The sequence below is a fragment of the Nonomuraea longicatena genome, from assembly GCF_039525605.1.
Lineage (GTDB): Bacteria > Actinomycetota > Actinomycetes > Streptosporangiales > Streptosporangiaceae > Nonomuraea > Nonomuraea longicatena.
The window spans coordinates 85,301-108,709 of sequence record NZ_BAAAHQ010000016.1 but is presented as its reverse complement, the minus strand read 5'-3'; the positions used below and the strand labels follow the sequence as shown (position 1 = coordinate 108,709).

25 protein-coding genes are annotated in these 23,409 nt (G+C 70.5%); 9 read left to right on the top strand and 16 right to left on the bottom strand.

The genetic code is table 11. From position 1 onward, the window contains the following. Window positions 1–119 precede the first annotated feature (119 nt). The 5 genes from ABD120_RS17760 to ABD120_RS17740 all read right to left on the bottom strand — a co-directional run bounded on the left by ABD120_RS17760 (window position 120) and on the right by ABD120_RS17740 (window position 4,985). Window positions 120–1,112 carry a TniQ family protein gene (locus ABD120_RS17760; RefSeq protein ID WP_343951018.1) on the bottom strand — a complete coding sequence of 331 codons (993 nt, stop codon included), beginning with the start codon at window positions 1,110–1,112 and terminating at the stop codon, window positions 120–122. Further along, the gene (locus ABD120_RS17755) at window positions 1,109–2,122 is read right to left on the bottom strand and encodes an ATP-binding protein (RefSeq protein WP_343951017.1); all 1,014 of its coding nucleotides are present in this window, start codon (window positions 2,120–2,122) and stop codon (window positions 1,109–1,111) included. The genes ABD120_RS17760 and ABD120_RS17755 overlap by 4 nt, the downstream gene beginning before the upstream one ends. Further along, window positions 2,119–3,666: a Mu transposase C-terminal domain-containing protein gene (locus ABD120_RS17750; protein ID WP_343951016.1), complete on the bottom strand. Its 1,548-nt coding sequence runs from the start codon at window positions 3,664–3,666 to the stop codon at window positions 2,119–2,121. Before ABD120_RS17750 ends, ABD120_RS17755 begins: the two co-directional genes overlap by 4 nt. 84 nt (window positions 3,667–3,750) lie before the next feature. After that, window positions 3,751–4,215, bottom strand: coding sequence for a hypothetical protein (locus tag ABD120_RS17745; RefSeq protein ID WP_343951015.1), 465 nt, complete (start codon window positions 4,213–4,215; stop codon window positions 3,751–3,753). After that, window positions 4,212–4,985, bottom strand: coding sequence for a TnsA-like heteromeric transposase endonuclease subunit (locus tag ABD120_RS17740; protein ID WP_343951014.1), 774 nt, complete (start codon window positions 4,983–4,985; stop codon window positions 4,212–4,214). The genes ABD120_RS17745 and ABD120_RS17740 overlap by 4 nt, the downstream gene beginning before the upstream one ends. 486 nt (window positions 4,986–5,471) lie before the next feature. Between ABD120_RS17740 and ABD120_RS17735 the strand changes: the two genes are divergently transcribed. After that, window positions 5,472–6,680, top strand: a complete 1,209-nt coding sequence (locus ABD120_RS17735) for a coiled-coil domain-containing protein (RefSeq protein ID WP_343951013.1) — start codon at window positions 5,472–5,474, stop codon at window positions 6,678–6,680. 114 nt (window positions 6,681–6,794) lie between these two features. Here ABD120_RS17735 and ABD120_RS17730 read toward each other — a convergent pair whose 3' ends face one another. After that, complete coding sequence (locus ABD120_RS17730; protein ID WP_343951012.1) at window positions 6,795–7,670, bottom strand: NmrA/HSCARG family protein; 876 nt, start codon at window positions 7,668–7,670, stop codon at window positions 6,795–6,797. A gap of 94 nt (window positions 7,671–7,764) precedes the next feature. Here ABD120_RS17730 and ABD120_RS17725 point away from each other — a divergent pair, with 94 nt between their 5' ends. The 3 genes from ABD120_RS17725 to ABD120_RS17715 all read left to right on the top strand — a co-directional run bounded on the left by ABD120_RS17725 (window position 7,765) and on the right by ABD120_RS17715 (window position 9,548). Further along, window positions 7,765–8,337 carry a TetR/AcrR family transcriptional regulator gene (locus tag ABD120_RS17725; RefSeq protein WP_343951011.1) on the top strand — a complete coding sequence of 191 codons (573 nt, stop codon included), beginning with the start codon at window positions 7,765–7,767 and terminating at the stop codon, window positions 8,335–8,337. Window positions 8,338–8,409: 72 nt separating this feature from the next. After that, the gene (locus ABD120_RS17720; protein WP_343951010.1) at window positions 8,410–8,634 is read left to right on the top strand and encodes a hypothetical protein; all 225 of its coding nucleotides are present in this window, start codon (window positions 8,410–8,412) and stop codon (window positions 8,632–8,634) included. A gap of 182 nt (window positions 8,635–8,816) precedes the next feature. Then, window positions 8,817–9,548 (top strand): BBE domain-containing protein, encoded by a 732-nt coding sequence (locus tag ABD120_RS17715; protein WP_343951008.1) that lies wholly within the window; start codon window positions 8,817–8,819, stop codon window positions 9,546–9,548. A 2-nt stretch (window positions 9,549–9,550) separates the two neighbouring features. Here the strand turns inward: ABD120_RS17715 and ABD120_RS17710 are convergent, their stop codons facing one another. Then, window positions 9,551–9,904, bottom strand: a complete 354-nt coding sequence (locus tag ABD120_RS17710) for a hypothetical protein (RefSeq protein ID WP_343951007.1) — start codon at window positions 9,902–9,904, stop codon at window positions 9,551–9,553. Window positions 9,905–9,990: 86 nt separating this feature from the next. On the opposite strand from ABD120_RS17710, the gene ABD120_RS17705 reads away from it, so the two are divergent. The 3 genes from ABD120_RS17705 to ABD120_RS17695 are packed head-to-tail and all read left to right on the top strand — an operon-like array spanning window position 9,991 to window position 11,841. Then, window positions 9,991–10,833, top strand: a complete 843-nt coding sequence (locus tag ABD120_RS17705; RefSeq protein ID WP_343951006.1) for an SDR family NAD(P)-dependent oxidoreductase — start codon at window positions 9,991–9,993, stop codon at window positions 10,831–10,833. A gap of 58 nt (window positions 10,834–10,891) precedes the next feature. Further along, a complete protein-coding gene (locus ABD120_RS17700; RefSeq protein WP_343951005.1) occupies window positions 10,892–11,425 on the top strand; it encodes a TetR/AcrR family transcriptional regulator in 534 nt (177 codons plus the stop codon). Further along, window positions 11,422–11,841: a DUF5360 family protein gene (locus tag ABD120_RS17695; protein ID WP_343951004.1), complete on the top strand. Its 420-nt coding sequence runs from the start codon at window positions 11,422–11,424 to the stop codon at window positions 11,839–11,841. Before ABD120_RS17700 ends, ABD120_RS17695 begins: the two co-directional genes overlap by 4 nt. Here the strand turns inward: ABD120_RS17695 and ABD120_RS17690 are convergent. Together ABD120_RS17690 and ABD120_RS17685 are read right to left on the bottom strand one after the other, a co-directional pair. Continuing rightward, window positions 11,838–13,163 carry an MDR family MFS transporter gene (locus ABD120_RS17690; RefSeq protein ID WP_343951003.1) on the bottom strand — a complete coding sequence of 442 codons (1,326 nt, stop codon included), beginning with the start codon at window positions 13,161–13,163 and terminating at the stop codon, window positions 11,838–11,840. The two genes, ABD120_RS17695 and ABD120_RS17690, sit on opposite strands and share 4 nt — an antisense overlap. A gap of 2 nt (window positions 13,164–13,165) precedes the next feature. Further along, window positions 13,166–14,086 carry an NAD(P)/FAD-dependent oxidoreductase gene (locus ABD120_RS17685; protein ID WP_343951002.1) on the bottom strand — a complete coding sequence of 307 codons (921 nt, stop codon included), beginning with the start codon at window positions 14,084–14,086 and terminating at the stop codon, window positions 13,166–13,168. A gap of 70 nt (window positions 14,087–14,156) precedes the next feature. Between ABD120_RS17685 and ABD120_RS17680 the strand changes: the two genes are divergently transcribed. Continuing rightward, window positions 14,157–14,582 carry a MerR family transcriptional regulator gene (locus ABD120_RS17680; RefSeq protein WP_343951001.1) on the top strand — a complete coding sequence of 142 codons (426 nt, stop codon included), beginning with the start codon at window positions 14,157–14,159 and terminating at the stop codon, window positions 14,580–14,582. 58 nt (window positions 14,583–14,640) lie between these two features. Here ABD120_RS17680 and ABD120_RS17675 read toward each other — a convergent pair whose 3' ends face one another. From ABD120_RS17675 to ABD120_RS17645, 7 genes are all read right to left on the bottom strand, one after another. Beyond that, window positions 14,641–15,792, bottom strand: coding sequence for a hypothetical protein (locus ABD120_RS17675; RefSeq protein WP_343951000.1), 1,152 nt, complete (start codon window positions 15,790–15,792; stop codon window positions 14,641–14,643). Further along, on the bottom strand, window positions 15,785–16,336 hold the full coding sequence (locus tag ABD120_RS17670) for an RNA polymerase sigma factor (RefSeq protein ID WP_343950999.1): 552 nt from the start codon (window positions 16,334–16,336) through the stop codon (window positions 15,785–15,787). The genes ABD120_RS17675 and ABD120_RS17670 overlap by 8 nt, the downstream gene beginning before the upstream one ends. An 80-nt stretch (window positions 16,337–16,416) precedes the next feature. Continuing rightward, window positions 16,417–17,601 carry an NAD(P)/FAD-dependent oxidoreductase gene (locus ABD120_RS17665; RefSeq protein ID WP_343950998.1) on the bottom strand — a complete coding sequence of 395 codons (1,185 nt, stop codon included), beginning with the start codon at window positions 17,599–17,601 and terminating at the stop codon, window positions 16,417–16,419. Between the two features lie 93 nt (window positions 17,602–17,694). Next, window positions 17,695–18,639, bottom strand: a complete 945-nt coding sequence (locus tag ABD120_RS17660; RefSeq protein ID WP_343950997.1) for a sigma-70 family RNA polymerase sigma factor — start codon at window positions 18,637–18,639, stop codon at window positions 17,695–17,697. Window positions 18,640–18,648: 9 nt separating this feature from the next. Beyond that, window positions 18,649–19,608: a hypothetical protein gene (locus tag ABD120_RS17655; RefSeq protein WP_343950996.1), complete on the bottom strand. Its 960-nt coding sequence runs from the start codon at window positions 19,606–19,608 to the stop codon at window positions 18,649–18,651. Between the two features lie 18 nt (window positions 19,609–19,626). Continuing rightward, window positions 19,627–20,532 (bottom strand): RNA polymerase sigma-70 factor, encoded by a 906-nt coding sequence (locus ABD120_RS17650; RefSeq protein WP_343950995.1) that lies wholly within the window; start codon window positions 20,530–20,532, stop codon window positions 19,627–19,629. 20 nt (window positions 20,533–20,552) lie between these two features. Next, window positions 20,553–21,026: a carboxymuconolactone decarboxylase family protein gene (locus ABD120_RS17645; RefSeq protein ID WP_343950994.1), complete on the bottom strand. Its 474-nt coding sequence runs from the start codon at window positions 21,024–21,026 to the stop codon at window positions 20,553–20,555. A gap of 234 nt (window positions 21,027–21,260) precedes the next feature. Between ABD120_RS17645 and helR the strand changes: the two genes are divergently transcribed. After that, window positions 21,261–23,408 (top strand): RNA polymerase recycling motor ATPase HelR, encoded by a 2,148-nt coding sequence (gene helR / locus ABD120_RS17640; protein WP_343950993.1) that lies wholly within the window; start codon window positions 21,261–21,263, stop codon window positions 23,406–23,408. Window position 23,409: the final 1 nt, after the last annotated feature.

Below are 23,409 nucleotides of genomic sequence, written 5' to 3'. Positions count from 1 at the left end.
GTAGCCGACTGTCCGGAATCTGCTGGGCACCTCACTCAAGTTAAGTGGGACTATGTAAGTGCATCGAGTCCCATTGATCATGAGGCAACACCCCTTATGGTCGCGACTGTTCGGCAGAGTCAGTCCCAGTGAAGTGGAATCATCCCTTCGTCGCGTTCCTCGGTGTAGGAGAAGCGGTCGACACGGTCACGACGCTCTCGCTCATCCAGAATCCTGTGGGCGAGCCCATCCATCGCGCGATGGTAGCCATCGGTTAGCCAGACGTAGTTCTGGCTGATCGTGCGGCGGACTTCGGCCAGGAATCGCAGGTTGATCTCGGTCCCCCTCGTGCCGTTCAAGGCCAGGCCTCGCCAGTAGGGAGAAGCCAGCAGACGAGCCAAAGCGATCACCTCGGGATATTGAGCCGCTGCCCGCCGTGGGTCTCCTCGACGAACATAGGCGCGCCAATCCGACCAGCCGGTCCAGGCGATCATGCGCTGGTCAGCTCGCTCTTGGCAGAGTCCGTTGCGCTCCCAGATGTGCATGATGTTCTCGGCTTCCCCAAAGGCGACAGAAACCGGGAAGCGCCCGTGCCGCCGGATCAAGCGCCCGTGAAGCCCGTGAGCACGCATGATCTCAGGCTGATCGCGGAGATCAGGTTGGCGATCGGTAGGGAAGCCGTCGGGAGCGACCCAGCGTCGATGTCGTCGGCAGATGAAGTCTTCTGGATGGCGCCGTATCGAGATGTCAGGGCTCCGACGAGGATTCACCCCGTGCCTGATCAGGCATGCGCGACAGACGTTGCGGCTGAGATGTTCCTTGTCCGAAGGACGGTCGCCAAGGCGAAGAACGGCCGCCCTTTCGCTCTCGGGAGCGAGCTCGGGCATGGCGTAACTCAAGGCCGTCGCAGAGTGACCCGTGGCTTGGGCCAACACCTCAAGTGAGATCGGAACACTCGGCAGACGACTGCCGGTCAGATGCTGGCGGAGCGCGCTCTCCTTAAGGCAGTTGGCCCGAGCCAGCCGGGCGACATAGGAGTTGAGGGTCTCGTCACGGATCAATGGAACCGTGACGGGAAGCGGCGGCCGTCGCAGCCGGACCAGCAGATCGTCGAAGGCTGCTCCTCTGGTCATGCGGTGGCCTGACCGGCGTCACCCTGAGCAGCATGATCGACAGGGATGCTGTCGAGCAGGCTGCGAGTGATGGCCTCGGTGCCATCCAGGATGGCGGTGAGCGCGGCGGCCCGGATCAGATGAGACAGGCTGCCGATCATGCCACCGGTGCGACGGTGTAAGTATCTGTCGAGCTCGATCAAGGTGCCGGGCCGGTGTTGGTGCAAGCGAAGTGCGGCCTCCATGGTGGCCACCAGGCCCTGCCATTCTTCCTGGTAGGGAAAGGGGCCGGTGTTGATGAGCACACAGCGACCGGCGATTTGCTTGCCTCGGACCCCGGTGAACAGGCCAGAGCGTTCGACGTTGATCCCGGCATAGACGAAAGTCGCGGGCAGATGCTCGGTGAAGTACTTCAGATGGTCGGACATGTCTTCGCCGGCAGCCGTAGCCAGGTTGAGATTGTGGATCTCGTCCACCAGGACGAGATCGCAGCGCGCGTCGATGAGGATCTGGCAGACAGCGTCGGCGATATCAGTGGTGTTGTATCCGCGTTTGACCGTCGGCAGCCCGAGAAACCGGGCGAACTCCAGGGCGAGCTTGCGTGGCGAGCCCTTGGGCGGGGTGGTGACATAAACGACCGGGATACGGTCCTGGCCGGGGAAGCGCTGGCGGACCAGAAGTTCGTGGGTGCGGCCGAGCTGTTTGAGTGCCGTGCTCTTGCCCGTTGTCCACGCCCCAGACACGATCAGCCCGCGGCGGGCACTGATCTCTCGCCGATTCAGCAAGGTCAACAGGCGTCCCTGCTTGGCGACCTCCAAGACCGTCGAGGTGCGCACCACCACCAGCTCCGAATGGTGGTTGATCCGGGCCTCATCGTAGGACTCGCGATCGGCCCCCGACAGCTGCTGCCAGGCCTCGTCGGACAGCAGGTCGAAGGTGGCCGGCGGGGAGTCGACGAAACGGCGCCAGCCGGTGAGGGACATCGTGGGCTCACGCCGATCGTCGTCCTGGCCGTCGGCGAAGCTGGTCACCACCACTTCTTGGCCTCCTCACGTGCGTCATAGATGCCCAGCGGAACGACCTTGGCCACCCGCTCCGAGTCGTTCCCCTGCCGCTCGACGTCGCCTTCGGCATTAGCCGGAGTCTCGGTCGGGGAGCTGCCGGTTGGGGCGGGTGCGGGCCAGATCGGGGCGCTCGCACGGGTGCGCCCGGCGATCCGCGCATCGCGCCGGGCCCTGGGCTGCCTGTTGTCCGGGCCGCGCCCGGCAGTGTCGAGCAGAGTGTCGACGGCCTCCGCGATCTGCCGCTCGGTGACGGGATCGGTGCCGCGGCGCGCGGCGAGCCGGCGCCCGTGCGACCAGGCCGCCTCGCCGAACGGGGCCGGTGCAGTGCGGAGATGTTTCCAGGGAACGGTGATCCAGCCGCTGTCGTGATGGTTGCGCACCCAGATGCGGGTGACGTCGTAGGGGTCGTGGTGCACTTCCCATAAGCCCTTGTGCCGGTCGACGCCGGAGTGCTGCCGTCGGTAGGGCACCAGTTCGGGGCAGTCATAGACGCGGTGGTTGATCTTGATCCCGGCGGGGGTGATCGCCCGCCACTCCACGGGTAGCAGTTCGATGTAATCGTCGCTGGCCAGTGCCACCGGGACATATCCGGCGATCTCGACGAGCGCCGCGTACTGCTCATTCGGCGTCAGCCTCTGGCCGGGAGTGAGCGGATGCCGAAGACCGTCGTGAGGACGGTTCTGCCAGCAGCCCACCACCCACTCGTCCAGCAGATCCTGCAGCTCGGCCATCGACCAGACGGCGGCTCGTTCGGCCTTCTCACCGCGGCGTTCGACGCTGGAGCCGACGTAGCCCGCGACATGCTGGGCGAACAGGGTGCCCACCGACTGCAGCGTCCGCTCCGCCACGGCGTTGTCGGTGGGGGTTCCCGGATGCGTGGGCTGGACGTTGGTCCCCAGTGCGCGGCAGGCAGAGCGGAAGGTCCTGGACATGAAGGCCTTGCCGTGGTCACACACGATCGTCTCGGGAACGATCACCGGACGGGCAGCGGCCTGCTCCAGTCGTTGATCGAGGGGGACCAGACGATGGTGCGGCAGCACCGAGCGGGCCATGCGCAGCGCGTCGCTCCAGCCAGGCCGCATTGGTTCAGGGGTGAGCGCACGGGCCAGCAGAAGCGCCGCGTCGACCGCCTTGGTCGTCGGCCGCAACACCGCCGCGGCGAGCGTCCGGGTGGCGATGTCCACCATGCCGGTCAGCTCGACCCGGTCGACCGTGCCGTTGTCCAGCACCACCCGGACGTCCAGCGGGGTGGAGTCGATCTCCACCAGTTCACCCGGCCGAAGGGCAATGACCGTGCCGTGCATGCGATCAGGCTGTTTGGCCAGCGAACGCCGGGTGCGGGCTGACCCGAAGGTGTGCCGTCCGCGGGCGACGCGATCCACCAGCCGATAGAAGGTCGACCTCGCCGGCAACGCCGGTGCCTCGACGCCGTGCTCGGCCACCAGCAGCTGCTGCACCCGGCGACGCATCCGGCTGCGGGTGCCGCTGGATTGCCCGGTCTGCTCGCGCACTGCCTGGTGAACGGCAACCACGACTCGGGGATCGACACGGCCCGTCGGCATGTTGGACCGGGTGTAGCGGCCATCGACCAGGCCTCAGAGCCCACGAGCGGCGTATTTATGCCGAAGCCGCTGGAAGGTACTCAGCGCCACCGGCTGCCCCAGTTCCGCCAGTTCGGCGACCTTGGCCAATTCCCGCTGACGAAGCGAGGTGGTGTGCGGGTCGTACTCGGGGCGTGGTTCCTGCTCGGGTTCGGCGTCGATGCCATAGCCTCGCAACACCTCGACGATGTGTTCCTCCCACCAGCGGGCCCGCGTGACAGCCTCCTCCGGCAGGTCATCGATCAGGCCCGCCGGTGCCAGCGGAATTCGGGGATCGCCGCCCGTCACGACCTGGAAGGTGGGGTCGGACAGCAGCGTCCCCACCAGAACCTCAACATCCTGGCCGACAACGTCGCGTAGCCGGACCAGCCCACCAAAGATCCCGACGATGATGTGCAGGCCGTCGCGCCATCGAATCTGGTTCCCGACCTGCACCGCCGACGGTCGTGACACGCTCATCCGCGACCACCGTCCCGTCGAGACCACACCGTGGAAGCCAGACTCAGCGGTGTCGTCGTCAGGTCTGTCACCAGGTCACCCATCCAAAGCAGATGAAACAGCGCCGGCAGAATCGCCAGCGGATCTCCGAGCTGCCGCGCGCCGCGCAACAAGCCTGCGGGCTCGGCGAAAACCTCTCGGAGCGCGCGAACGAGCGCGGATCCCGGCTCGCAACGGCTGTGCCGGTAGCCGGACAGCCAGCGAATGTTCGCGACCAGGATCGGGTCCCTCTCACCGACACGCCTGTAATCCCACCCCACGCTCGCGCACGCCTGTGCCGTCATCGCGAAGGCCTCGGCGTCAGAGGGTCTGATCCGCTGGTCCGGGCGAACGTCCACAACACAGGCCGAGTCGTCATGCAAACGCGCGAAGAAGTCCGGTGCGTGCCGTCTAGGCCCCTGATCAGTAGACCAGCACAACCAGAACGGCTGGGATGAGAACCCGATCACGTGAGGATCGAAATCGAGCATCATCGCGTGATCACGTTCCAGCCAGGATTCGAACCCCACGTGCTCGCCGCTGGTCGCCGACCACCACAGGCCAGGGAAGTTGCGCTGGCCGCGCCAAGAGGGAAATCCCCGTACCGGAGCAACAGCTTCAAACCGCTCCCGCCACCCGACAAGGAGCGGAACGCGTACCACCTCACCGTCGATCGCGCGGTAGATCAGCTCAACAGCGTCACGCGTCACCGCCGGATGTACGGCAGAAGCCGTACTTGACGATGCGCTCATCCGGCACCATCCGCAGCCTGGGGTACAGGGGGACACCCCGACCATAGACCGCGTGCCTCAGATAGGTGGGATAAAGCCCCGAACACCTCAACTTAAATGGGACTCCAGACCGGATGCCTCAGGTACGGCGGGACTTCCACCTGGATGCCTCGCGTTGGGTGGGACTGCCTCAGATCAAGCGGGACACGACACCAGTCTCAACGGGACATCTGCAGAGTCACACACCCTCGCCACGGTCGGTTACTTGCGGGAATTCTGCATTCTCGCAAGTAGTTCGGCTGGATCGTGACGCAACAGATCTGATTTTCTGATTTTAATTTTCTGGAAAATAAATAATGTTAGAGTGTCAGTGTGAGTGTGGAATCCGGGGTTGTGACGCCGTGTAAGCACTGTGGGGCTGCGATCGAGCAGCGGCCGGGGCGAGGGAGGCCGAGAGCGTACTGTCCCGAAGGGGACTGTCAGGCCGCCGCCAAGCGGGAACGGGAGTTGCGGCGGGCCACGCCCGGACTGGAGGGTGCGCTCGCCCGGGCCGAGCAGTTGTACGAGCGCATGGAAACCGGTCTGGCGGCGGCGATGGAGCCGCTGGCCAGGGCCCTGGCCGACGAGCTGAGCCCCGCCGGGGTGGAGGCCAAGCTGAGCGCCGTGCAGGCCGAGGCCCACACGCGGGTGGCGATCGCGCGAACGGAGCGCGAGCAGGCCCTTGAGCAGGTACGGCTGGCCCGCGAAGCCACCGAAGAGGCGAAGTCCGAAGTCGAGCGCATGCGGGAACGCGTGACCGAGGCCCAGACCGAGCGGGAGACCGCGCTGGGAGACGCCGAGCAGGCCAGGGAACAGGCGCTGGCGGCGCTGCGGGAGGCGTCCTCGACGGAGCGGCGCGCCAAGCAGCAGGTGGAGGCGGCCACCCGAAGGGCCGAGCAGGTGGCGCGGGAGGCGATCCGGCAGGTCGAGGAGGCGGAGCAGGAGCGGGACGAGGCGATCCGAGAGCTCGGCGCGCGGGTCGAGGAGGTCGAGGCCGCCCGTGAGAGCGCGGAGCGGGAGCGGGACACGGCCGTGGCGCGGGAGCGGGAGGCCGGGACGCGGGCCGTACGGGCGGAGGACGAGGCGCAGCGGGCGCGGACGCGCGCCGAGACCGAGACACGCGCCCGTGAGCAGGCGGAACGGGCCGAGGCCGCAGCCGGTGCGCGCGCGGAGGCGGTGGCGCAGGAACGGGATCGGGCCGTTCGGCGCGCTCAGGAGGCGGAGAAGGCGCAGGCGCGGGCCGAGCGGGAGCGCGGGCTCGCCCAGGGGGAGCTTGCGCAGGCGGTTGCCGGCCGGGTGGGTGCGGAGGAGGCGCTGGCGGAGTTGACGGGCCGGGCCGAGCAGGCACAAGAGGAGCTTGTGGGCCGGGTCGAACGGGCGGAACAAGAGCTGATGGCTCAGGCCGAGCGGGCGGAGCAAGAGCTGGCGGGTCGGGTTGCGCAGGTGGAACAGGAGTTCGGGGCGCGGCTGATCGCAGCGGAACAGCAGGCGTCGCGGGAGGTGGCACGGGTGCGGGAGCGGTTGGCGGAGGTCGTGGGGGAGCGGGATCTGTTGCGAGGAGAGCTGCAGGTGGACCGCGTCCGGCTGGCGGACCTGCGGGCCGAGCTGGAGACGGTCCGGGTCGAGGCGGCCCGGCTGCTGGAGCGGGCGGTCACCGCCGAACTGCGTCGTACCTGAACAGGCGGACCTGCGGGCCGAGCTGGAGACGGGGCGGCTGCTGGAGCGGGCGGTGACCGCCGAACTGCGTCATGCCTGAGCAGGCGACCCTGCGGGCCGAGCTGGAGTAGGCGGTCACTGCCGAACGGCGTCGGCCCTGAGGAGGGTCGCGGCGATGGCGTCGGCGCCGCCTCGGTCGAGCCAGGTGGGGAAGTCCAGCAGGTCGGGGTGGCGGTGGCGCAGGTCCGGGATGTCTGCGCGCCACAGTCCGTGCTGGCCGGTGAAGACCTCCGTGTTCAGGCTCATCTCCTCTCCCGTCACCTGCTGGTAGGTGATCTCTCTGCCGACGTACCGGCTGATCAGGCGGACGGCGGCCGCCGACGTCAGCTCGTCGCCCGCCAGTTCCAGAGCCTGCCCCACGTACGCCTCGGGGTCGCCGAAGGCCAGGGCGGCGAACGCCCCGATGTCGGTCACGGCGATCAGTTGCACAGGGACCTCGGGGTCGAACAGGTGGCGCAGGACCCCGTCGGCGGTGATGCCGCCCAGCATGGGGACGGCGTGGTTCTCCATGAACCGCACCGGCCGCAGTACGGTGACCGGCAGCCCGAGGCCGGCGATGTACTGCTCGATCGCCCATTTGCTCTCCCAGAAGGGGATACCGGTGCCCCTCTCGGCGGCCCCGACGGAGGCGAAGACCAGGTGGGCGACGTCGGCTGCCGCCGCGGCGTCCGCCAGGTGGCGCCCGCGCCTGATCTCGCGTTCGGCGTCCAGGTCGTCGGGCGTGACGGCGAAGACGCCGTGGGCTCCGGCCATGGCCTTTTTGAGGCTGCCGGGGTCGTCCAGGTCCCCGGGCAGGGGCTCGGCGCCCGCCGACACGAGAGAGCGGACGGCCTCGGCAGCGGGATCCCTGACCAGGACACGGACCGGCCAGCCGGCGGCGAGCAGGCGCCTGGCGGTGGCGCCGCCCTGCTTGCCGGTGGCGCCGGTGACGAGGATGGGCTGGCGCTTCATACGTCGACCTCCAGAGACGAGCGGAAGACACTAAGATGAGACTGTCCCGAGAAAACATATCGAGACAGTCTCGACTTTTCAATGCGAAGGTTCCATGGACACACCGGCCCCTCGGCGGCGCATGCGCGCGGACGCGCGCCGCAACTACGAACGACTCCTGGCCGAGGCGGCGACCGCCTTCGCCGAGCACGGTGCCGACTTCTCCCTGGAGGAGATCGCGCGCCGCGCCGGAGTGGCCAACGGCACGCTCTACGGACATTTCCCCACTCGCCGCGCCCTCCTGGAGGCCCTGCTGGGCGACCGGATGCGCGCCCTTGCCGCGAACGGCGCCGACCTGCTCGACCACCCGTCGCCCTTCGACGGCCTGGCCGTCTGGGCGCGGACGGCGATGAGCCACGCCGCGACGTACCGAGGGCTGGGGACCGCGTTCATGCAGGCGGTCCAGGACGAGACCGCGGAGTTGCACACGGCCTGCCAAGCGGTGCTCTCGGTCGCCGAGGACCTGGTGGCACGGGGGCGGGCGGCCGGTGCCGTCCGCCAGGACGTCACCGCGCCCGACCTGTACGCGCTGATCAACGCGGCGGCGTGGGCGGGCGAGCAGGGCTCGGCGCCTCAGGGGGAACGGCTGTTGGCCTTCGGCCTGGACGGTTTCCGCACACCCTCGTAGCTACGAGGTAGTGGTTATCGATCAGCCCGCCCGGCCCGCACCGGATCAGGAGATGACGAGGGCAGCTCGGCCATGGCGATCCGCGAGACGCCGACCTGGTCGGACGCGGCAACCGGCACACCCGAGAAGGTGATCGTGGCGACCTCGACCGCCCACGTGGTGCGCGCGGTCGGCGGCGCCATGGCCGCCAGGAGGCGGATCGCGGTGCGCAGCGGGGGCACTGCTTCGAAGAGTTCGTCGACGACCCGGCCGCTGATCGACATGGTGCTCATGGATCGCGTCGAGTACGACCCGTAACGGGACGCCTTCATGGCCGAGGCCGGGGCGACGCTCGGCGAGGTCTGTCGCAAGCTCTGACTGGGGTGGCGCGCGACCGTCCCGGCAGGGCAGTTCCCGGGCGTCGGGGCGGGCGGCCACCTGCTCGGCGGCGCGGAACGGGTACCTGTGCCGTCGGCACGGCCTAACGGTCGACCACCTGCATGCGGTGGAGGTCGTGGTCGTGGACCGCGACGGGCGGGCGCGGGCCGTCGTCGCCACCGGCGACCCGCATCTCGACCTGTGGTGGGCGCACACCGGCCGCGGAGGCGGCAACTTCGGTTCCGCGCACCGGGCGCACGCCGTCCGACCTGCTGCCGCACCCGCCCGAGCGGGTGCTCGGCTTCTCCTTCGAACAGGACTGGGCGGCGCTCGACCGGCACGCGTTCACGACCCTGGTGCGCAACCACGGCGCGTGGTTCGAGTCCGACGCCCACGCGGATTCGCCGTACGCGGGCATGTACAGCGAGTTCTACCTGTGGCGCAAACCCACGGGGACCCTCACCCTGGACGGCCTGCTGCCTGCGGGCCCCGACGCCAGGCGGCGGCTGTCCGACAGGCAGGTCGAGGTCGTGTACCGCCACCTCACCGCGACGACTACCCCCACCCCCGGAGTGGTGGTGCTGCACTCCTACGGCGGCAGGTCAACACCGTCGCCCCGGACGCCACCGTGGTCGCTTGGGAGGACGCCGACGACGAGGCCCGTGGGTCCGCGAGTTCTTCAGGGACGTCCACGCCGACACGGGCGGGGCGAGCGGCGGATCGTACATCAACATGCCGGACGTCGATCTCGACGACCCGGATACACGGACAACTATCCGCGTCTGCAGCGGGTGAAGGCCGCCTACGATCCGATGGACGTCTTTCGCCACCGCCTGCCGATCCGCGGTGCCTGAGGTCAGCGGTCGAACCAGCGGCCCGCAGGGGGAGTGAGCAGCGCGATCACGGCCACCAGCGGCAGGAGCAAACGCGGCGCGAGGACCAGACCGGGTTCCACCATGACGAGGGAACCACCGGCCGAGGCCACCGCGGCGGCGATCGCGCCCCAGCGCACCCACGCCTTGCGCGACGCCCACCGGGACACCAGCCAGCCCATGACGGCGGTGATCGAGGCGGTGTAAAGCAGCAGCAGCAGGAACAGCGAGCCGTTGAAGGTGGCGAACGCGGCGCTGGTCAGGATGGCCACGCCCACGAGGCTGAAGGCCACCTCAATGGTCAGGACGAACCTGGCGGTTCGCACGATCTCCGTCACACCCGCAGTCTTTCACGGAGTCAGGTGTCACATCCGCACAGAATCGTGCGTCTTGGGGGGAGAAGACAGAGAAACGGAGAGCCATCATGAGCAAGATCTGGTTCGTCACCGGTTCCTCACGCGGTCTGGGCCGCTGCTTCGTCGAAGCGGCCCTGTCCCGTGGCGACAAGGTGGCGGCGACCGCCAGGAACGCGGCGACCCTCGACGAACTCGTCTCCGCGTACGGCGACGCGGTGCTCCCGCTCGCCCTGGACGTCACCGACAGACCCGCCGTGCTCGCCGCTGTGAAGCGCGCCCATGAGCACTTCGGCGGCCTCGACGTCGTCGTCAACAACGCCGGTCACGCCCAGATCGGCGCGGTCGAGGAACTGACCGAGCAGGAACTGCGCGACCAGTTCGAGACCAACCTGTTCGGCGCGGTGTGGGTGATCCAGGCCGCGCTGCCGTACCTGCGAGAGCAGGCGTCGGGGCATATCGTCCAGCTCTCGTCGGCGGCCGGGCTCATGGCGTTCCCGCTCGGCGCCGCGTACCACGCCTCCAAGTGGGCGTTGGAGGCGTTGAACGAGTCCCTCGCCCAGGAGGTCTCCGGCTTCGGCGTCAAGGTGACGGTGATCGAGCCCGGTGGCTTCGCCACCAGGTCGGGCAAGAACCCCGATCCGCTCGCCAACGGCCATATGGCCCTGCCCGACCCGGCCTACGACGGGCTCCGGCAGCGGATCGCCGCGATGATGGGCAAGCAGCCCGCCGGTGACCCGGCCGCGGCGGCCCAGGCGCTGCTCAAGATCGTGGATTCCGAGGCTCCGCCCCTGCGGGTGCTGTTCGGCGAGGGCTTCTACGAGATGCTCCAGCAGGTGTACGCCGATCGGCTCAAGACGTGGTCCGACTGGCGGGGCCTCGCCCGCGAGGCCCACGGCGGCCTCGCCCCGTAGCCCCCTCTGCGATACGCTACCGACCGTCTGGACGGTCGGTAGCGACGAGGGGAGGACGATGAGGGAACGAATCCTGGACGCCGTCGAGGAGATGCTGGTCTCCAGAGGCGCCGACGCGATCCGGCTGGACGCGGTCGCGGCGCAGGCCGGAGTCAGCAAGGGCGGACTGCTGCACCACTTCAGGTCCAAGCAGGCGCTGCTGGAGGGGGTGCTCGCCCGGCAGGTGGGACGCTTCCAGGCCGAACTGCCGCCACCGGGGTCGCCGCCCGGCGCGTTCACGCGGGCCTGGCTGGAGGCCACCATCCCCGACACCGACGTCCCCGCGCGGGCGCACGCCGACCAGGTGGCGGTGGCCATGCTCGCCGCGTTGTCCGGCGGGCCCGAGGTGCTCGCCGTGTTCCGGCGCCGCTACGAGGACTGGCAGGAGCGGCTCGCCGACGACGGCCTCGACGCGAGCACGGCCTACCTCGTCCGGCTGGCCGTCGACGGCTGGTGGATGGCGCGGTTGCTGGACCTGGCGCCACCCCGCGACGACCTGCACCGCGAGATACGCGAGCGGCTCGGCGCGATGATCGAGGACGGCGGCCGATGACCGCGCCGGGCAGCCGCGTCCTGAGCGTGACGAAGGTCGCCATGCTGATCACCGACGTCGGGCTGCTGGTGTACTGGGCGGTGGTGTTCAGCGGGTTGATCCCGCCCGAACTGGCCTACAAGGACTACGCCAACCCGATCCTGAAGGACTGGAACCTGTCGTTCGTCCCGCTCGACCTGGCCGCGAGCCTGACCGGGCTGGCGACCCTGTGCGCCGGGTCGGCGTGGCGGCGCCTGATGACGGTCTCACTCGCCCTGACCAGCACCGCGGGGCTCCAGGCGATCGCCTTCTGGGCGCTGCGCGGCGACTTCACCCTCGCCTGGTGGCTGCCCAACCTGTTCCTGCTGCTGTTCCCGATCCCGGCCCTCGTCGTCCTGACCCGCCGGATCCTCGTCCCGGTGCGGGAGCCGGCTTAGCCGGGCAGCAGGGCGAGCAGCACCGCCAGTACGGCCGCCGCCGGCGCACCCCAGACCAGCACGTCCGGGACGGCCTCGGCGATCGGCACGCCGTCCTGGAGCCTGCGCGCGAGAAGCGCGCCGAACACGGCCACGCCGAGTGAGAGGCCGAGCCCGCGCACGGTCATCACGGCGGAGGTGGCAGCGGCCAGGTCCGTCGGCGGCACGGCGTTCTGCGCGACGACCACGAGATTCTGCATCAGCAGCCCGAACCCCGCCCCCAGCACTCCGATCACCACCGCGACCAGGGGGTACGGGGTGCCGGGAGTGATCCGTCCCAGCAGCAGGAAGGCCGTGACGGCGAGGATCGACCCGGCGAGCAGGTACGGCTTGAACCGGCCGCTCGCCCCGATACGGGCGCCCGCCAGTGAGGAGGCCGCCATCAGCGCAAGGACGTACGGAATGAGACCCAGGCCCGCCTGCGTCGCCCCCATGCCGTAGGCGGCCTGCAGGAACGTGGGCAGGTAGACGACCGAGCCGCCGAGCAGCGCGCCGAGCAACGCCGTGGCGGGCAGCGCGACGCGAAGCGCGCGATGAGTGAACAGCCGAGGCGGCAGCAGCGGGTCGGCCGCCCGCCGTTCCCACCACACGAACAGCGCCCCGAGGACGGCCGCGCTCACCCCTGCGCTCAACGCGTGCCCTTCGGTCACCAGCAGCAGGCTCACCAGCGCACCGGCGATCAGCGCGGCCCCGGCCAGATCGACCCGACCGCTCTCGCCATTCCTGGGCAGCCGCAGCGCGAACGCGGTGAGCGCCATGCTGAGCAGGCCGAGCGGGAGGTTGACGTAGAAGATCCAGCGCCAGCCCCAGACGTCGGTGATCGCGCCACCGGCGAGCGGGCCGCCCACGCCGGCCAGCGCGAAGACCCCGCCGGTGAAGCCCTGGACCCGGCTGCGCAGCCGCGCCGGGTACAACTCCGAGAGCGCGATCGCGGGCAGGACGAACAGCGCGCCCGCGCCGATGCCCTGCACGGTCCTGGCGACGATGAGCTGGGGCAGCGTCTGGGCGAGCCCGGACAGCGCCGAGCCCGCGACGAAGACGGCGGCCGAGGTGACGAAGACCGCGCGCCTGCCGTACCGGTCGCTGAGGCGGCCGTAGAGGGCGCCGGTCGCGGTCGAGGCGAGTACGTAGGAGGTGACGATCCACCCGATCGCCTCCAGCCCGCCCAGATCGGCGGCGATGTCGGGCAGGGCGATGGCGACCACCGTCTGATCCAGGACGGACAGCAGCATGCCGAGCAGGAGCCCGGCCGTGGCAAGCGGTACCCGGGCCGTTTTCGGCATGGTCAGCCCCATGGGAAGTCGGCGCTCAGCAGGTCCTGGTCGATGACGGTCGCCGCGATGGTCCCGCTGGCCGCCGCGACGACCACGGCCGCCATGGACACCGGAACGGTGGCCCGACGGGCCATGTCGCCTGCGGCGTACAGGCCGGGGACGCTGGTCCTGCCGAAGTCGTCCACCTCGACGCAGCCGTCGGCGAAGCTCGCGCAGCCGAGGCGGGCGGGCAGGTCGGAGCGCTGGCGCGGCACGTTGAGCACGAACACCGCGTCCATGGCCAGTGGCGGGCCGTCGGCGAACACCAGCCGCCGCAGGTGACCGTCCGCGCCTTCCAGGCGGGCGAGCGGCTCGTCGCGGACGCCGATGCCGTTCGCCCCGAGGACGGCCCGCGCCTGCGGGTCGAGCGGGTGGCCGTCGGCGCAGAGAACGACGTCGGCGGCGAAGCGGCCCAGGTGCAGGGCCAGCCGGACCCTGGCGGGGTCGGCGCCGAGCACCGCGACCCGCCTGCCCGCGCATTCGTGGCCGTGGCAGTAGGGGCAGTGGAAGGCGGAACGGCCCCACAGCGACTCCACGCCCGGTGGGCCGGGAAGATCGTCGGCCAGACCGGTGGCGAGCAGGAGCCGTCGCGCGGTCACCCTCTCGCCGTCGGCCAGGACCACCTGGAAGCCGCCGTCCGCCAGTTCGCGGGCGTCGGTGGCCGATCCGGTCGCCGTCCGGACCCTCGGATAGGCGGCCAGCTCCGCGCGGCCGAATTCACGCAGGTCGGCGGGCGGGGTGCCATCCCTGGTCAGGAAGTTGTGGACGCTCTCGGCGGTGGCGTTGCGGCCCTCTCCGGCGTCGATCAGCAGCACCGGCCGGTGGACCCGGCCGAGGGTGAGCGCTGCGGCCATTCCGGCGGGACCTCCGCCGACGATGACGGCGTCGAACATGTCGTGCCTCCATGAGCTTGACGTGGAGGCAAGTCTGAAAGTTAATGTCAACATGAAGTCAAGTGCTTCCATGAGCATCGGGGAACTGGCCGAGCGGTTCGGCCTCGCCGCCCACGTCCTGCGCCACTGGGAGGCCATGGGCGTGCTGACGCCCGCCGCCCGGGTCAACGGCCGCCGTCGCTACACCGACGACCACCTCATCCGGGTGATGACGATCGTCCGCGCCAAGTCGGCGGGCATGAGCCTGGAGCAGATCCGGGAGATGCTCGCCGCCGCGAACCTGGCCGAGCGCCGGACGCTGCTCCAGCGGCACCACGCGGACCTGGAGCGGCGGCTACAGGAGATCTCGGCGTCGAAGGAGCTGATCGAGCACCTGATGCGGTGCACGGCCGACGACTTCGCGCAGTGCCCCACCTACCGGCGGCTCGCGCAGGACACCGTACGGAAGCTGACCTCCGGGAGCCCGGCCGCCGGCGCGGCCGAGGGGCGGAACTGACACCAGGCCCACCTGGAGCGAAACCGCTCCAGGTGGGCCTCGGGACAAAGAATTCGGGTCAGGGAAGGGTGGTGCGGCTGAGCTTGCAGGCGCGCGGGCGATCGGGCCGGTCGTCGGTCCAGCCCTTCTCGGGCAGCCACGCCGTGTGCTGCAGAAACGTGCCCTTGGTGAGTCCTTCGGCGCTCTCGGCCGCGATGGCCGCATGCAGCAGCAGGAAGGTGCCGTTCCCGGGGTCGAGGATGTTCGTGTAACGCTCGGCCACCTCGTCGTCGGAGCCGAACTGCCCGGTGAAACCTTCGCTCTTGGTGAAGGTGACCGCGAGACCCGGCCGACCGAACGGGTCCGTGGTCATCCCGTGCGTCCTGGTCGTCGGCGACTCCGCCAGCAGCCGCAGGGTGGCCGCCCGTACGCCGGGGCTGACCGGCATCTCCAGCAACGTCCACGACGAGGACAGGAACTCCGCGAAGGGCCTGCCGTCCCGAGTCGCCCGCCATCGGTCGTGCAGCTTCGCCCGCAGCTTGTCGGCGTCGGCGGGCAGGGCCGCCAGCTCGGCGAGCGTGATCTCGCCGATCCGCCGGTCGCTGAACGGGCTACGTGGCTCGGCCGCGCGCGTGTACTGGCAGGCGGAGGGCCTGCTGGTGATCCGCATCGGTTTGCAGTTCTCGGTCATCGTGCCCGATGAGCAGAGCGGCTGGACCGTCAGGGGCGAGCCCGCCGCCTTCCAGGCGCGATCGTCCTCGGCGGTCGCCGGACGCACGTACTCCTCACGCAACCGCACCTGGACCGGATCTCCGGTATCGCGCGGCTGCCAGAGGTCGGCACTCGACGCGGACAGGACGTTGAACGCCCGGCCTGCGGCCTCCACCCGGATCAGCGAGGTGTGGAGCAGCGGTCTGCGCCAGTACGCACCTCTCTCCTCCGGCAGCCGGGCGACCTGGTCGGCCAGCCGCAGGAGTGCGGCGTTCGGATGTGCGGGCGGCGCGATCACCGGTGCGGTGGCCGGCGCCAAGGTCGTCACCAGGGCGATGACGGCGGCGACGACGCTCACGGTCGCCGCCGCCGTCCATCCCCAGAGGCTGCGGCGGCTCCCGACGGGCCGGACGGGTTCGCTCATGGCGTCCGACAGCCGGGCCCTGGCGCGCCCGGTCACCTCGGGCGACGGCGGTCGCGAGTCGGGAAGGGAGTCGGACAGCAGGTCGAACTCATCCACGAAGGTCCTCCAGAGGGTTGGCGTCGCCGAGCGCCGAGCGCAGCTGCTTGCGGGCGCGGCTGAGACGGGAGGCGACCGTCCCGGCCGGGATGTCCAGAGCCGTCGCGACCTCGGCGTGACTGAGGCCGCCCAGCGCGTGGAGCAGGACGACGTCGCGGTCTCTGCGCTTGAGTCCGGCCAGCGCCCCCGCGAGCGTGCCGGTCAGTGCGCTCGCCGCCACCCGTGTCAGGGTCGCGTCCTCATGGCTGTGCTCCGGGCGCTCAGCCGTACGGCTGAGCGCCCGCCACTTGCGCGACTCGCTGCGGTGGTGCCGGGAGATGAGATGCGTGGCGATCCCGTACAACCACGGTTTCACCTCGCCGCGCGAAGGGTCGTGGCCCTTGCGGTAGGCGGCCAGGAAGACCTCGGCGGCCAGGTCGTCCGCGACGTCCTCCGACAGGCGCCGGGCGATGTAGCGGTGGATTCCCGCGAAGTGCGTCGAGAAGACCTCCTCCCAGTCGGCCCGTACGTCGGGAGGGTGGGTGAGGTCGGCTGGTCCGGCCATGCAGGCGACTCCGCTGGGGTCGAATCGATTCAGGACACCACTAGTTGCCCGAAGCCCGCCCCTCCTTTCACGGGCGTCGCCTACAGGGTCGTGCTGACGGCCGACCGGTCCCGGGTGACGCGGCGGCGTCGGGTCGGGAGCCTGAACGACGGGTTGGCGACGGCCCAGACGGCGGACTTGCAGATCGCCTCCTTGTAGGCGGCGGCCACCCGCCCGGTCAGGACCGCGGGGACGGCGCGGTCGTCGGCGGTGACGTACTGGATCAGGCCCTCCTCGCGCCCCAGCGAGATGCACTGGTTGAAGTAGCGGACCGGCGTCTTCGGCGGCGCTCCGCCGGTCAGCCGCGCGGTGATCGCCTCGGCGGCCTTCCACGCGGTCGGGCCGCCCGAGGCGCAGGACATCCGCAGCGGCTTGCCGCCGGGGCCGATCATCAGCGCGGCGTCGCCGACGGCGTACACGTCCGGGTGCGAGACGGAGCGCAGATTCGCCTCGACCACGATCTGGCCGGAGTCGGTGACCTCCAGGGCGCTCGCCCGCGCGATCGGGTGGACCGCGAAGCCGGTGGTCCAGACGGTGACCGCCGCCGGGATGACGTCGCCGTTCGCGGTGGCGACGTGGTCGGCGCCGACGGCGGTGACGGACGCGTGCTCGTGCACGGTGATCCCGAGCCTGCCGAAGACCTTCCGCAGGTGCGCGCGGCCCCTGGCCGAGAGCCAGTCACCGAGGCCGTCCCGGACGGCGAGGGCGACGTCGAGGTCGGGACGGCTCTCGGCGATCTCGGTCACGGCCTCCAGGCCGGTCAGCCCGCCCCCGACGACGACCACCCGCTGCCCCGCGTCGAGCCGGGCCAGGCGCTCGCGCAGCCGCAGCGCGCCGGGACGGCTCGCGATCTCGTACGCGTGCTCGGCCACCCCGGGGACGTCATGGGTGTTCCAGACGCTGCCCAGCGCGTAGACGAGCGTGTCGTAGGCCAGTTCCTCCGTGCCCTGCGCGTCGACGACGGCGACGCTCCTGCGATCGACGTCCACGCCGGTGACGGTCGAGATCCGCAGCTCGACACCGGTGCCGGCGAACATCTCCCGGTACGGCCGGTGCCGCAGGTCCTGGCCGGTGGCCAGTTGGTGCAGGCGGACGCGTTCGACGAAGTCGGGCTCCGCGTTGACGAGGGTGATGGCGACGTCCTCCTGGTGGAGCCGCTTGGCGAGGCGTCCGGCGGCCATGGCTCCGGCGTATCCGGCTCCGAGGACGATGATGCGGTGCTGCATTGCGTTGCTCCTGTCTCGCGCGGGTTCGCCCCTTGAACCGGGCGGCCCGCGTTTTCCTGACAGAAAGCGGGTGTGAAGCACCTCACACCGGATTCAGAGGACGGCCAGCGGCGGCTCACCGTGGTCGTTGGCCGCCCACTGCGCGCTCGCGCGTTCGAGCTTGTTGGGATTGACCTGGTTGCGGACCGCGATGACGCCGTCGGCGGTGATCTCCAGGCACATGATGGCGACGACCCGCCCGCCGACGACGCCAACGGCAGCGGGGCCGCCGTTGGCGTCCCAGATGTGGACCTCGACCGGGCCGCCGATCAGGGCACGGATGGCGGGACCGGATTTGAACAGCCCCCGCACGAACGTCGCGACAGCGACGGCGCCGACGAACGGCTTCGCCCGCGCCGGGACGATCCCGCCGCCGTCGCCGATCGCGAAGGCGTCCTCGGTGAGCAGCCGGACGAGGGGCTCGGTCTCGCCGCCAGCCGCGGCGGCGAGGAACTCCTCGACGATCCGCCGCGTGGCCGCCGCGTCGATCTCGGCGCGGGCCCGGCCCGCCGCGAGGTGCCTCTTGGCGCGGTGGAGGATCTGCTGGCTGGCGGCCTCGGTGAGGTCGAGGATCTCGGCGATCTCCCGGTGCTGGTAGCCGAACGCCTCTCGCAGCACGTACACCGCCCGCTCGTTGGGTGACAGGCGCTCCATCAGGACGAGGACCGCGTACGACACCGATTCGCGCTGCTCGGCGGTCTCGGCGGGGCCGAGCATCGGATCCCCTGCCAGCAGCGGCTCCGGCAGCCACTGGCCCACGTAGGTCTCGCGGCGGGCCCGGGCCGAGGCGAGCTGGTTGCGGCACAGATTGGTGAGGACCTTCGTCAGCCATGCCTCCGGAACCTCGATCCGGCCGGTGCCGGTGGCCTGCCAGCGCAGGAACGTCTCCTGCACGACGTCCTCTGCCTCTGCGGCGGAGCCGAGAAGGCGGTAGGCGATGGCCTCCAGTCTCGCTCTGGAGACTTCGAACCGGTCGACGTCCTGCGCGGTCAAGGGCATGCCCCGATGTTAGCCAGCGGCCGTCCCGGACAGCCGGTCGGCCGCGACGCCGACGTGGCCGCCCAGGGAGGACTCCTGGTCGAAGCGGGCCACGCGGGCTCCCGCCCGATCCCCTTCGTACCGCATGACCTCGCCGGTCGCCGCGCACCAGCCGACCGACGAGCGGTCGGTGACCGCGACGAGGTGGCACCGCAGCGTGCTCCGGCCTTCCGCGGCCGAGGTCAGGGTGGTGTGCGGCCGAGGTCTCCTGCTCGTGGGCCCCATGGGCAGGCCGGAGAGCGTGACCCATTCGGTGGCCGTCTCGGCGACGATCCGCGTGCCGTCCGGCGACCAGCGGGCGTTGACCGTCCCGGCGGGAGCCTCGATCGAAGTCAGGTCCCGGGTGGACAGCGACACGGCTGTGAGCCGGGTGTCGACCAGGACGCCCTTGCTGTCCCGGTTGACCACGCGCCCGCCGTGGGCGACGAGGGCCGTCGTCCCCGCCGCGTTCACGTCGACGGTGTGGATCGTCCCGCCGAGATTCGCCACGACCCGACCGGGTCCGGCGGGCTCGGCCGTGTCCACCAGGTGGAGCACGCCGGCGTCGCTCTCGCCCACGAGGTGGCCGGTCGCGCCGACCCATTCGGCGTTGCCCGTGATGGAGGGGATCTTCACCAGGGCCCGATCCCGGATGACGACCGTCTCGTACACGCCGTCTTCGACACTCCAGCAGCCGATCATGGCGATCGAGCGCCCGTCCCGGCTCAGCACCGGGTACTCCCGATCGGAGTCGACCGCGCAGTTCGGCAAGGCGACCGGGCTCGGCTCCGGACCGGCCACGTACGCCTGGTGAAGTTCTCCCGGCTGCACGCCGAACGTCCACGGCCCGTCGAACTCGCCTGACGCGGCCTCCTGCGCCGGGTCGCCCCACCCCCTCCCCAGGAGGAGGACGGCACAGAGCACGGCGAGGAGGCGAGGGCGCGCACGCATGGTCGAACGGTAGCGGGGTCAGAGGCGAGACTCGCGAAGAACAGCCCAGATGTCGGCTACCGGCCCGAGATGCTGGAGCTTGTCGGGGTTGAGGACCGCCCGGATCGTCTGCACCCGTCCGTCGACGATCTCCAGCGCCCAGGTGTAGACGACCCTGCCCTCTCGGTCGCGGAAGACCGCCCCCGGCCCGCCGTTCACCTGGTGCGGCTCCACCACACCGCCGCCTCGGAGGAATGCCGGAATGACCATGGACAGCGCTCCGGCCACATTGTCGGCACCGGTGAATCGCATGGCCACCTGCGGGGCCTTGCCTCCGCCGTCGCCGACTATGACGACGTCGGCGGCCAGCAGCGTGCGCAGCCCGTCGATGTCCCCGTCCCTGAAGGCGTCGAAGAACCGTCCGGCAAGTTCCTCCCGCTCGCGGGGGTCGGCCTCGAACCGGGGTCGGCCCGCACTCATATGACGGCGGGCCCGTACGGCGAGCTGATGGCAGGCGGCCTCGGAGCGGCCGACCGCCGAGGAGATCTCGGCGAAGCTGAAGGCGAACACCTCCCGCAGCACGAAGACCGCCCGCTCCAGCGGGCTCAGCCGCTCCAGCAGCAGGAGCGCCGCCATCGACACCGAGTCGGCCAGTTCCGCCGAACGCTCCGGATCCTGGTAGGGGTCGCTCAGCAGCGGCTCGGGGAACCACGGCCCGACGTACTGCTCCCGGCGTACCCGGGCCGAGCGCAGCACGTCGATCGAGACGCGGGTCACCACCGTCGAGAGGAAGGACTTGACCGACTCGGGCAGGGTCGGCGACGCCTCGTAGCGCAGCCATGTCTCCTGTACGGCGTCCTCGGCCTCGCTCACGCTGCCCAGGATCCGGTAGGCGATCGAGAACAGCAGCGGCCTCAGCCGCTCGAAATCGTCAGCCCGGGTCACATCTGGCTCCCTTCGCCGCGTCAGCCGAACTGGCCGGGCCGGTAGCCGCCCGCAGGCTGCTTGACGACGACGTTGAGCCGGTTGGCGGCGTTGATGAAGGCGATGAGCGATACCAGGGCGACGAGTTGTTCCTCGTCGTAGTGGTCGGCCGCTGCGGCCCACGCCTGCTCGGTGACGCCGCTCGCCGCATCGGCGATGCGGGTGCCCTGCTCGGTCACTTCCAGCGCGGCCCGCTCGGCGTCGGTGAACACCGTGGCCTCTCGCCAGGCCGCCACCAGGTTCAGCCGTACCGAGGACTCGCCCTCCGCCGCGGCGTCCTTGCTGTGCATGTCGGTGCAGAATCCGCAACCGTTGATCTGGCTCGCGCGCAGCATCACCAGGTTCTGGACCGAGCCCGGCAGAGCCGAGTTCCTGATCGACTGGCTCGCCGAGGCGAGGTTCTTCATGATCTTGATACCGAGTCGGCTGCCGTAGAAGTTCAGCCGGGCTTCCATACGTGCTCCTTGAGTCGCCGTTTCGACCTCTGTGACGAGGTGGCGCGGCGAGATCTGACACGCCTGGATGTGATCTGCGTCTCCATGACGCCGGGGAAGGAGGACTGTTCACTCCCTACCGTTCTCAAGCTATAGCGCACCGGGGGGCTTGCGGCAAGCCCCCCGTCGTGCTGCACAATCGTCGGCCGAGGCCACTGCCTGCACAGACGTCCACCCCAGAGCGGAGCCGATGCCGTGACCCATGCGACCGCCAGCGCGTTCGACCTGCCCGTCCACCTCGCGGCGAAAGCCGACCCGGCACTGATCGCCGACGACGAGCTGCACTTCGTGGCCATCGCGCGGTGCCTGGAGCAGTCGATCGCCGAGCTGACCGACCGCCTCGACGCCGAACGCAGGGCGCCGGGCGGCCTCGGCCGCAAGGCGATGGACCGGGACCTGGAGATCCACCGGCTGACCACCCGCCTGCGCGCGCTGCGCCGCTTCGGCCTGGACCTGTGCCTCGGCCGCATCGTCGGCGCCGACGGCAGTGCGCCCGTGTACATCGGCCGCCTCGGCCTGGCCGACAGCACAGGGCGGCGCCTGCTGCTCGACTGGCGTTCGCCCGCGGCCGAGCCGTTCTTCGGCGCCACCCACGCCAACGCGATGGGCCTGGCCAGCCGCCGCAGGTACCGCTGGGCGCGCGGCCGCGTCAGCGACTACTGGGACGAGGTCTTCACACCGGACGGGCTCGACGGGCACGCCGCACTCGACGACCAGTCCGCGTTCATCGCCAGCCTGGGCGGCCACCGGTCAGGCCGGATGCGGGACGTGCTCAGCACCATCCAGGCCGACCAGGACGCCATCATCCGCGCCGGGTCCGGCGGCGCCCTCGTCGTGGACGGCGGCCCCGGCACGGGCAAGACCGTCGTCGCCCTGCACCGCTCGGCCTACCTGCTCTACGCGGACCCCCGGCTCGGCCGGCGCAGGGGCGGGGTGCTGATCGTGGGCCCGCACCAGCCCTACCTGGGGTACGTCGCCGACGTACTGCCGAGTCTGGGGCAGGACGGCGTGCGGACCTGCACGCTGCGCGACCTCGTCGCCGAGGGCGCTGGCGCGGCCGTGGAGTCCGACCCCGAAGTCGCCCGGCTGAAGTCGTCGGCGGATCTGGTGCGGGCGATCGAGCCCGCCGTCAGGTTCTACGAGAACCCGCCCGCCAAGGGGATGTCGGTCAGCACCCACTGGGGCGACCTCTGGCTGAGCACCGAGGACTGGGCCGAGGCGTTCGACGCGCCGGAGCCCGGCACCCCGCACAACGAGGCCCGCGACCGGATCTGGGAGGAACTGGTCACGATCCTCAAGGACAAGCTCGACGCCGAGGTCCCCGCCGCCCTCCTCCGCAAGTCACTGCTGCAGGACAGGGCACTGCTCACGGCGCTCAACCGGGCGTGGCCGCTGATCGAGGCGGCCGACCTCGTCGGAGACCTCTGGACGGTCCCCGCCTACCTGCGGATGTGCGCCCCCTGGCTCAGCCAGGAGGAGGTCCGCAGGTTGCGGCGCGCCGACCCCCACGCCTGGACGGTCTCCGACCTGCCGCTCCTGGACGCCGCGCGGCAGCGGCTCGGCGACCCGGAAGCCTCCCGCCACAGACGCAGACAGGAGGCCGCCGTCGCCGCAGAACGTGAGTACATGTCGCAGGTCGTCGACCACCTGGTCGCCGCCGACCCCGACGGCGAGGGCGCGGTGACCATGCTGCACGGGGAGGACCTGCGGGAGAGCCTGGTCGACACCGGCGCGCTGCCCGGTGCCGTGCCCGACCTGCTCGCCGGGCCGTTCGCGCACATCGTCGTGGACGAGGCACAGGAACTGACCGACGCCGAGTGGCAGATGCTGCTGCTGCGCTGCCCGTCCAGGAGCTTCACCATCGTCGGCGACCGCGCCCAGGCCAGGCACGGGTTCACGGAGTCGTGGCGGGAACGGCTGGAACGGGCCGGGTTCGACCGGATCGAGCTCGCCGCCCTGACGATCAACTACCGGACGCCGGCGGAGATCATGGCGGCGGCCGAGCCGGTCATCAGGGCCGTGCTCCCGGACGCCAACGTGCCGACGTCCGTTCGCACCGGCGGCGTCCCCGTCGTCCGTGGATCCGTCGCGGAACTCGACGCGGTCCTGGCCTCCTGGCAGGCCGAGCACGTCGAGGGGATCGCCTGCGTCATCGGCGACCCCGCGTTCCAGGCGACGGCCCGCGTCCGGTCGCTGACCCCGGAACTGGCGAAGGGCCTGGAGTTCGACCTGGTCGTGCTCATCGACCCCGACAGGTTCGGCGACGGCGTCGAGGGGGCGGTGGACCGCTATGTCGCGATGACCCGGGCGACCCAGCGGCTGGTCATCCTCACGAGTCCGTGAG

What these genes read in the sequence shown, in the direction of transcription:
- ABD120_RS17760 (WP_343951018.1), bottom strand. Translation starts at nt 1,112, where the DNA reads ATGACCAGAGGAGCAGCCTTCGACGATCTGCTGGTCCGGCTGCGACGG.
- ABD120_RS17745 (WP_343951015.1), bottom strand. Translation starts at nt 4,215, where the DNA reads ATGAGCGTGTCACGACCGTCGGCGGTGCAGGTCGGGAACCAGATTCGA.
- ABD120_RS17740 (WP_343951014.1), bottom strand. Translation starts at nt 4,985, where the DNA reads ATGAGCGCATCGTCAAGTACGGCTTCTGCCGTACATCCGGCGGTGACG.
- ABD120_RS17730 (WP_343951012.1), bottom strand. Translation starts at nt 7,670, where the DNA reads ATGAAGCGCCAGCCCATCCTCGTCACCGGCGCCACCGGCAAGCAGGGC.
- ABD120_RS17725 (WP_343951011.1), top strand. Translation starts at nt 7,765, where the DNA reads ATGGACACACCGGCCCCTCGGCGGCGCATGCGCGCGGACGCGCGCCGC.
- ABD120_RS17720 (WP_343951010.1), top strand. Translation starts at nt 8,410, where the DNA reads ATGGCGATCCGCGAGACGCCGACCTGGTCGGACGCGGCAACCGGCACA.
- ABD120_RS17715 (WP_343951008.1), top strand. Translation starts at nt 8,817, where the DNA reads ATGCGGTGGAGGTCGTGGTCGTGGACCGCGACGGGCGGGCGCGGGCCG.
- ABD120_RS17705 (WP_343951006.1), top strand. Translation starts at nt 9,991, where the DNA reads ATGAGCAAGATCTGGTTCGTCACCGGTTCCTCACGCGGTCTGGGCCGC.
- ABD120_RS17700 (WP_343951005.1), top strand. Translation starts at nt 10,892, where the DNA reads ATGAGGGAACGAATCCTGGACGCCGTCGAGGAGATGCTGGTCTCCAGA.
- ABD120_RS17695 (WP_343951004.1), top strand. Translation starts at nt 11,422, where the DNA reads ATGACCGCGCCGGGCAGCCGCGTCCTGAGCGTGACGAAGGTCGCCATG.
- ABD120_RS17690 (WP_343951003.1), bottom strand. Translation starts at nt 13,163, where the DNA reads ATGCCGAAAACGGCCCGGGTACCGCTTGCCACGGCCGGGCTCCTGCTC.
- ABD120_RS17685 (WP_343951002.1), bottom strand. Translation starts at nt 14,086, where the DNA reads ATGTTCGACGCCGTCATCGTCGGCGGAGGTCCCGCCGGAATGGCCGCA.
- ABD120_RS17680 (WP_343951001.1), top strand. Translation starts at nt 14,157, where the DNA reads ATGAGCATCGGGGAACTGGCCGAGCGGTTCGGCCTCGCCGCCCACGTC.
- ABD120_RS17670 (WP_343950999.1), bottom strand. Translation starts at nt 16,336, where the DNA reads ATGGCCGGACCAGCCGACCTCACCCACCCTCCCGACGTACGGGCCGAC.
- ABD120_RS17665 (WP_343950998.1), bottom strand. Translation starts at nt 17,601, where the DNA reads ATGCAGCACCGCATCATCGTCCTCGGAGCCGGATACGCCGGAGCCATG.
- ABD120_RS17660 (WP_343950997.1), bottom strand. Translation starts at nt 18,639, where the DNA reads ATGCCCTTGACCGCGCAGGACGTCGACCGGTTCGAAGTCTCCAGAGCG.
- ABD120_RS17655 (WP_343950996.1), bottom strand. Translation starts at nt 19,608, where the DNA reads ATGCGTGCGCGCCCTCGCCTCCTCGCCGTGCTCTGTGCCGTCCTCCTC.
- ABD120_RS17645 (WP_343950994.1), bottom strand. Translation starts at nt 21,026, where the DNA reads ATGGAAGCCCGGCTGAACTTCTACGGCAGCCGACTCGGTATCAAGATC.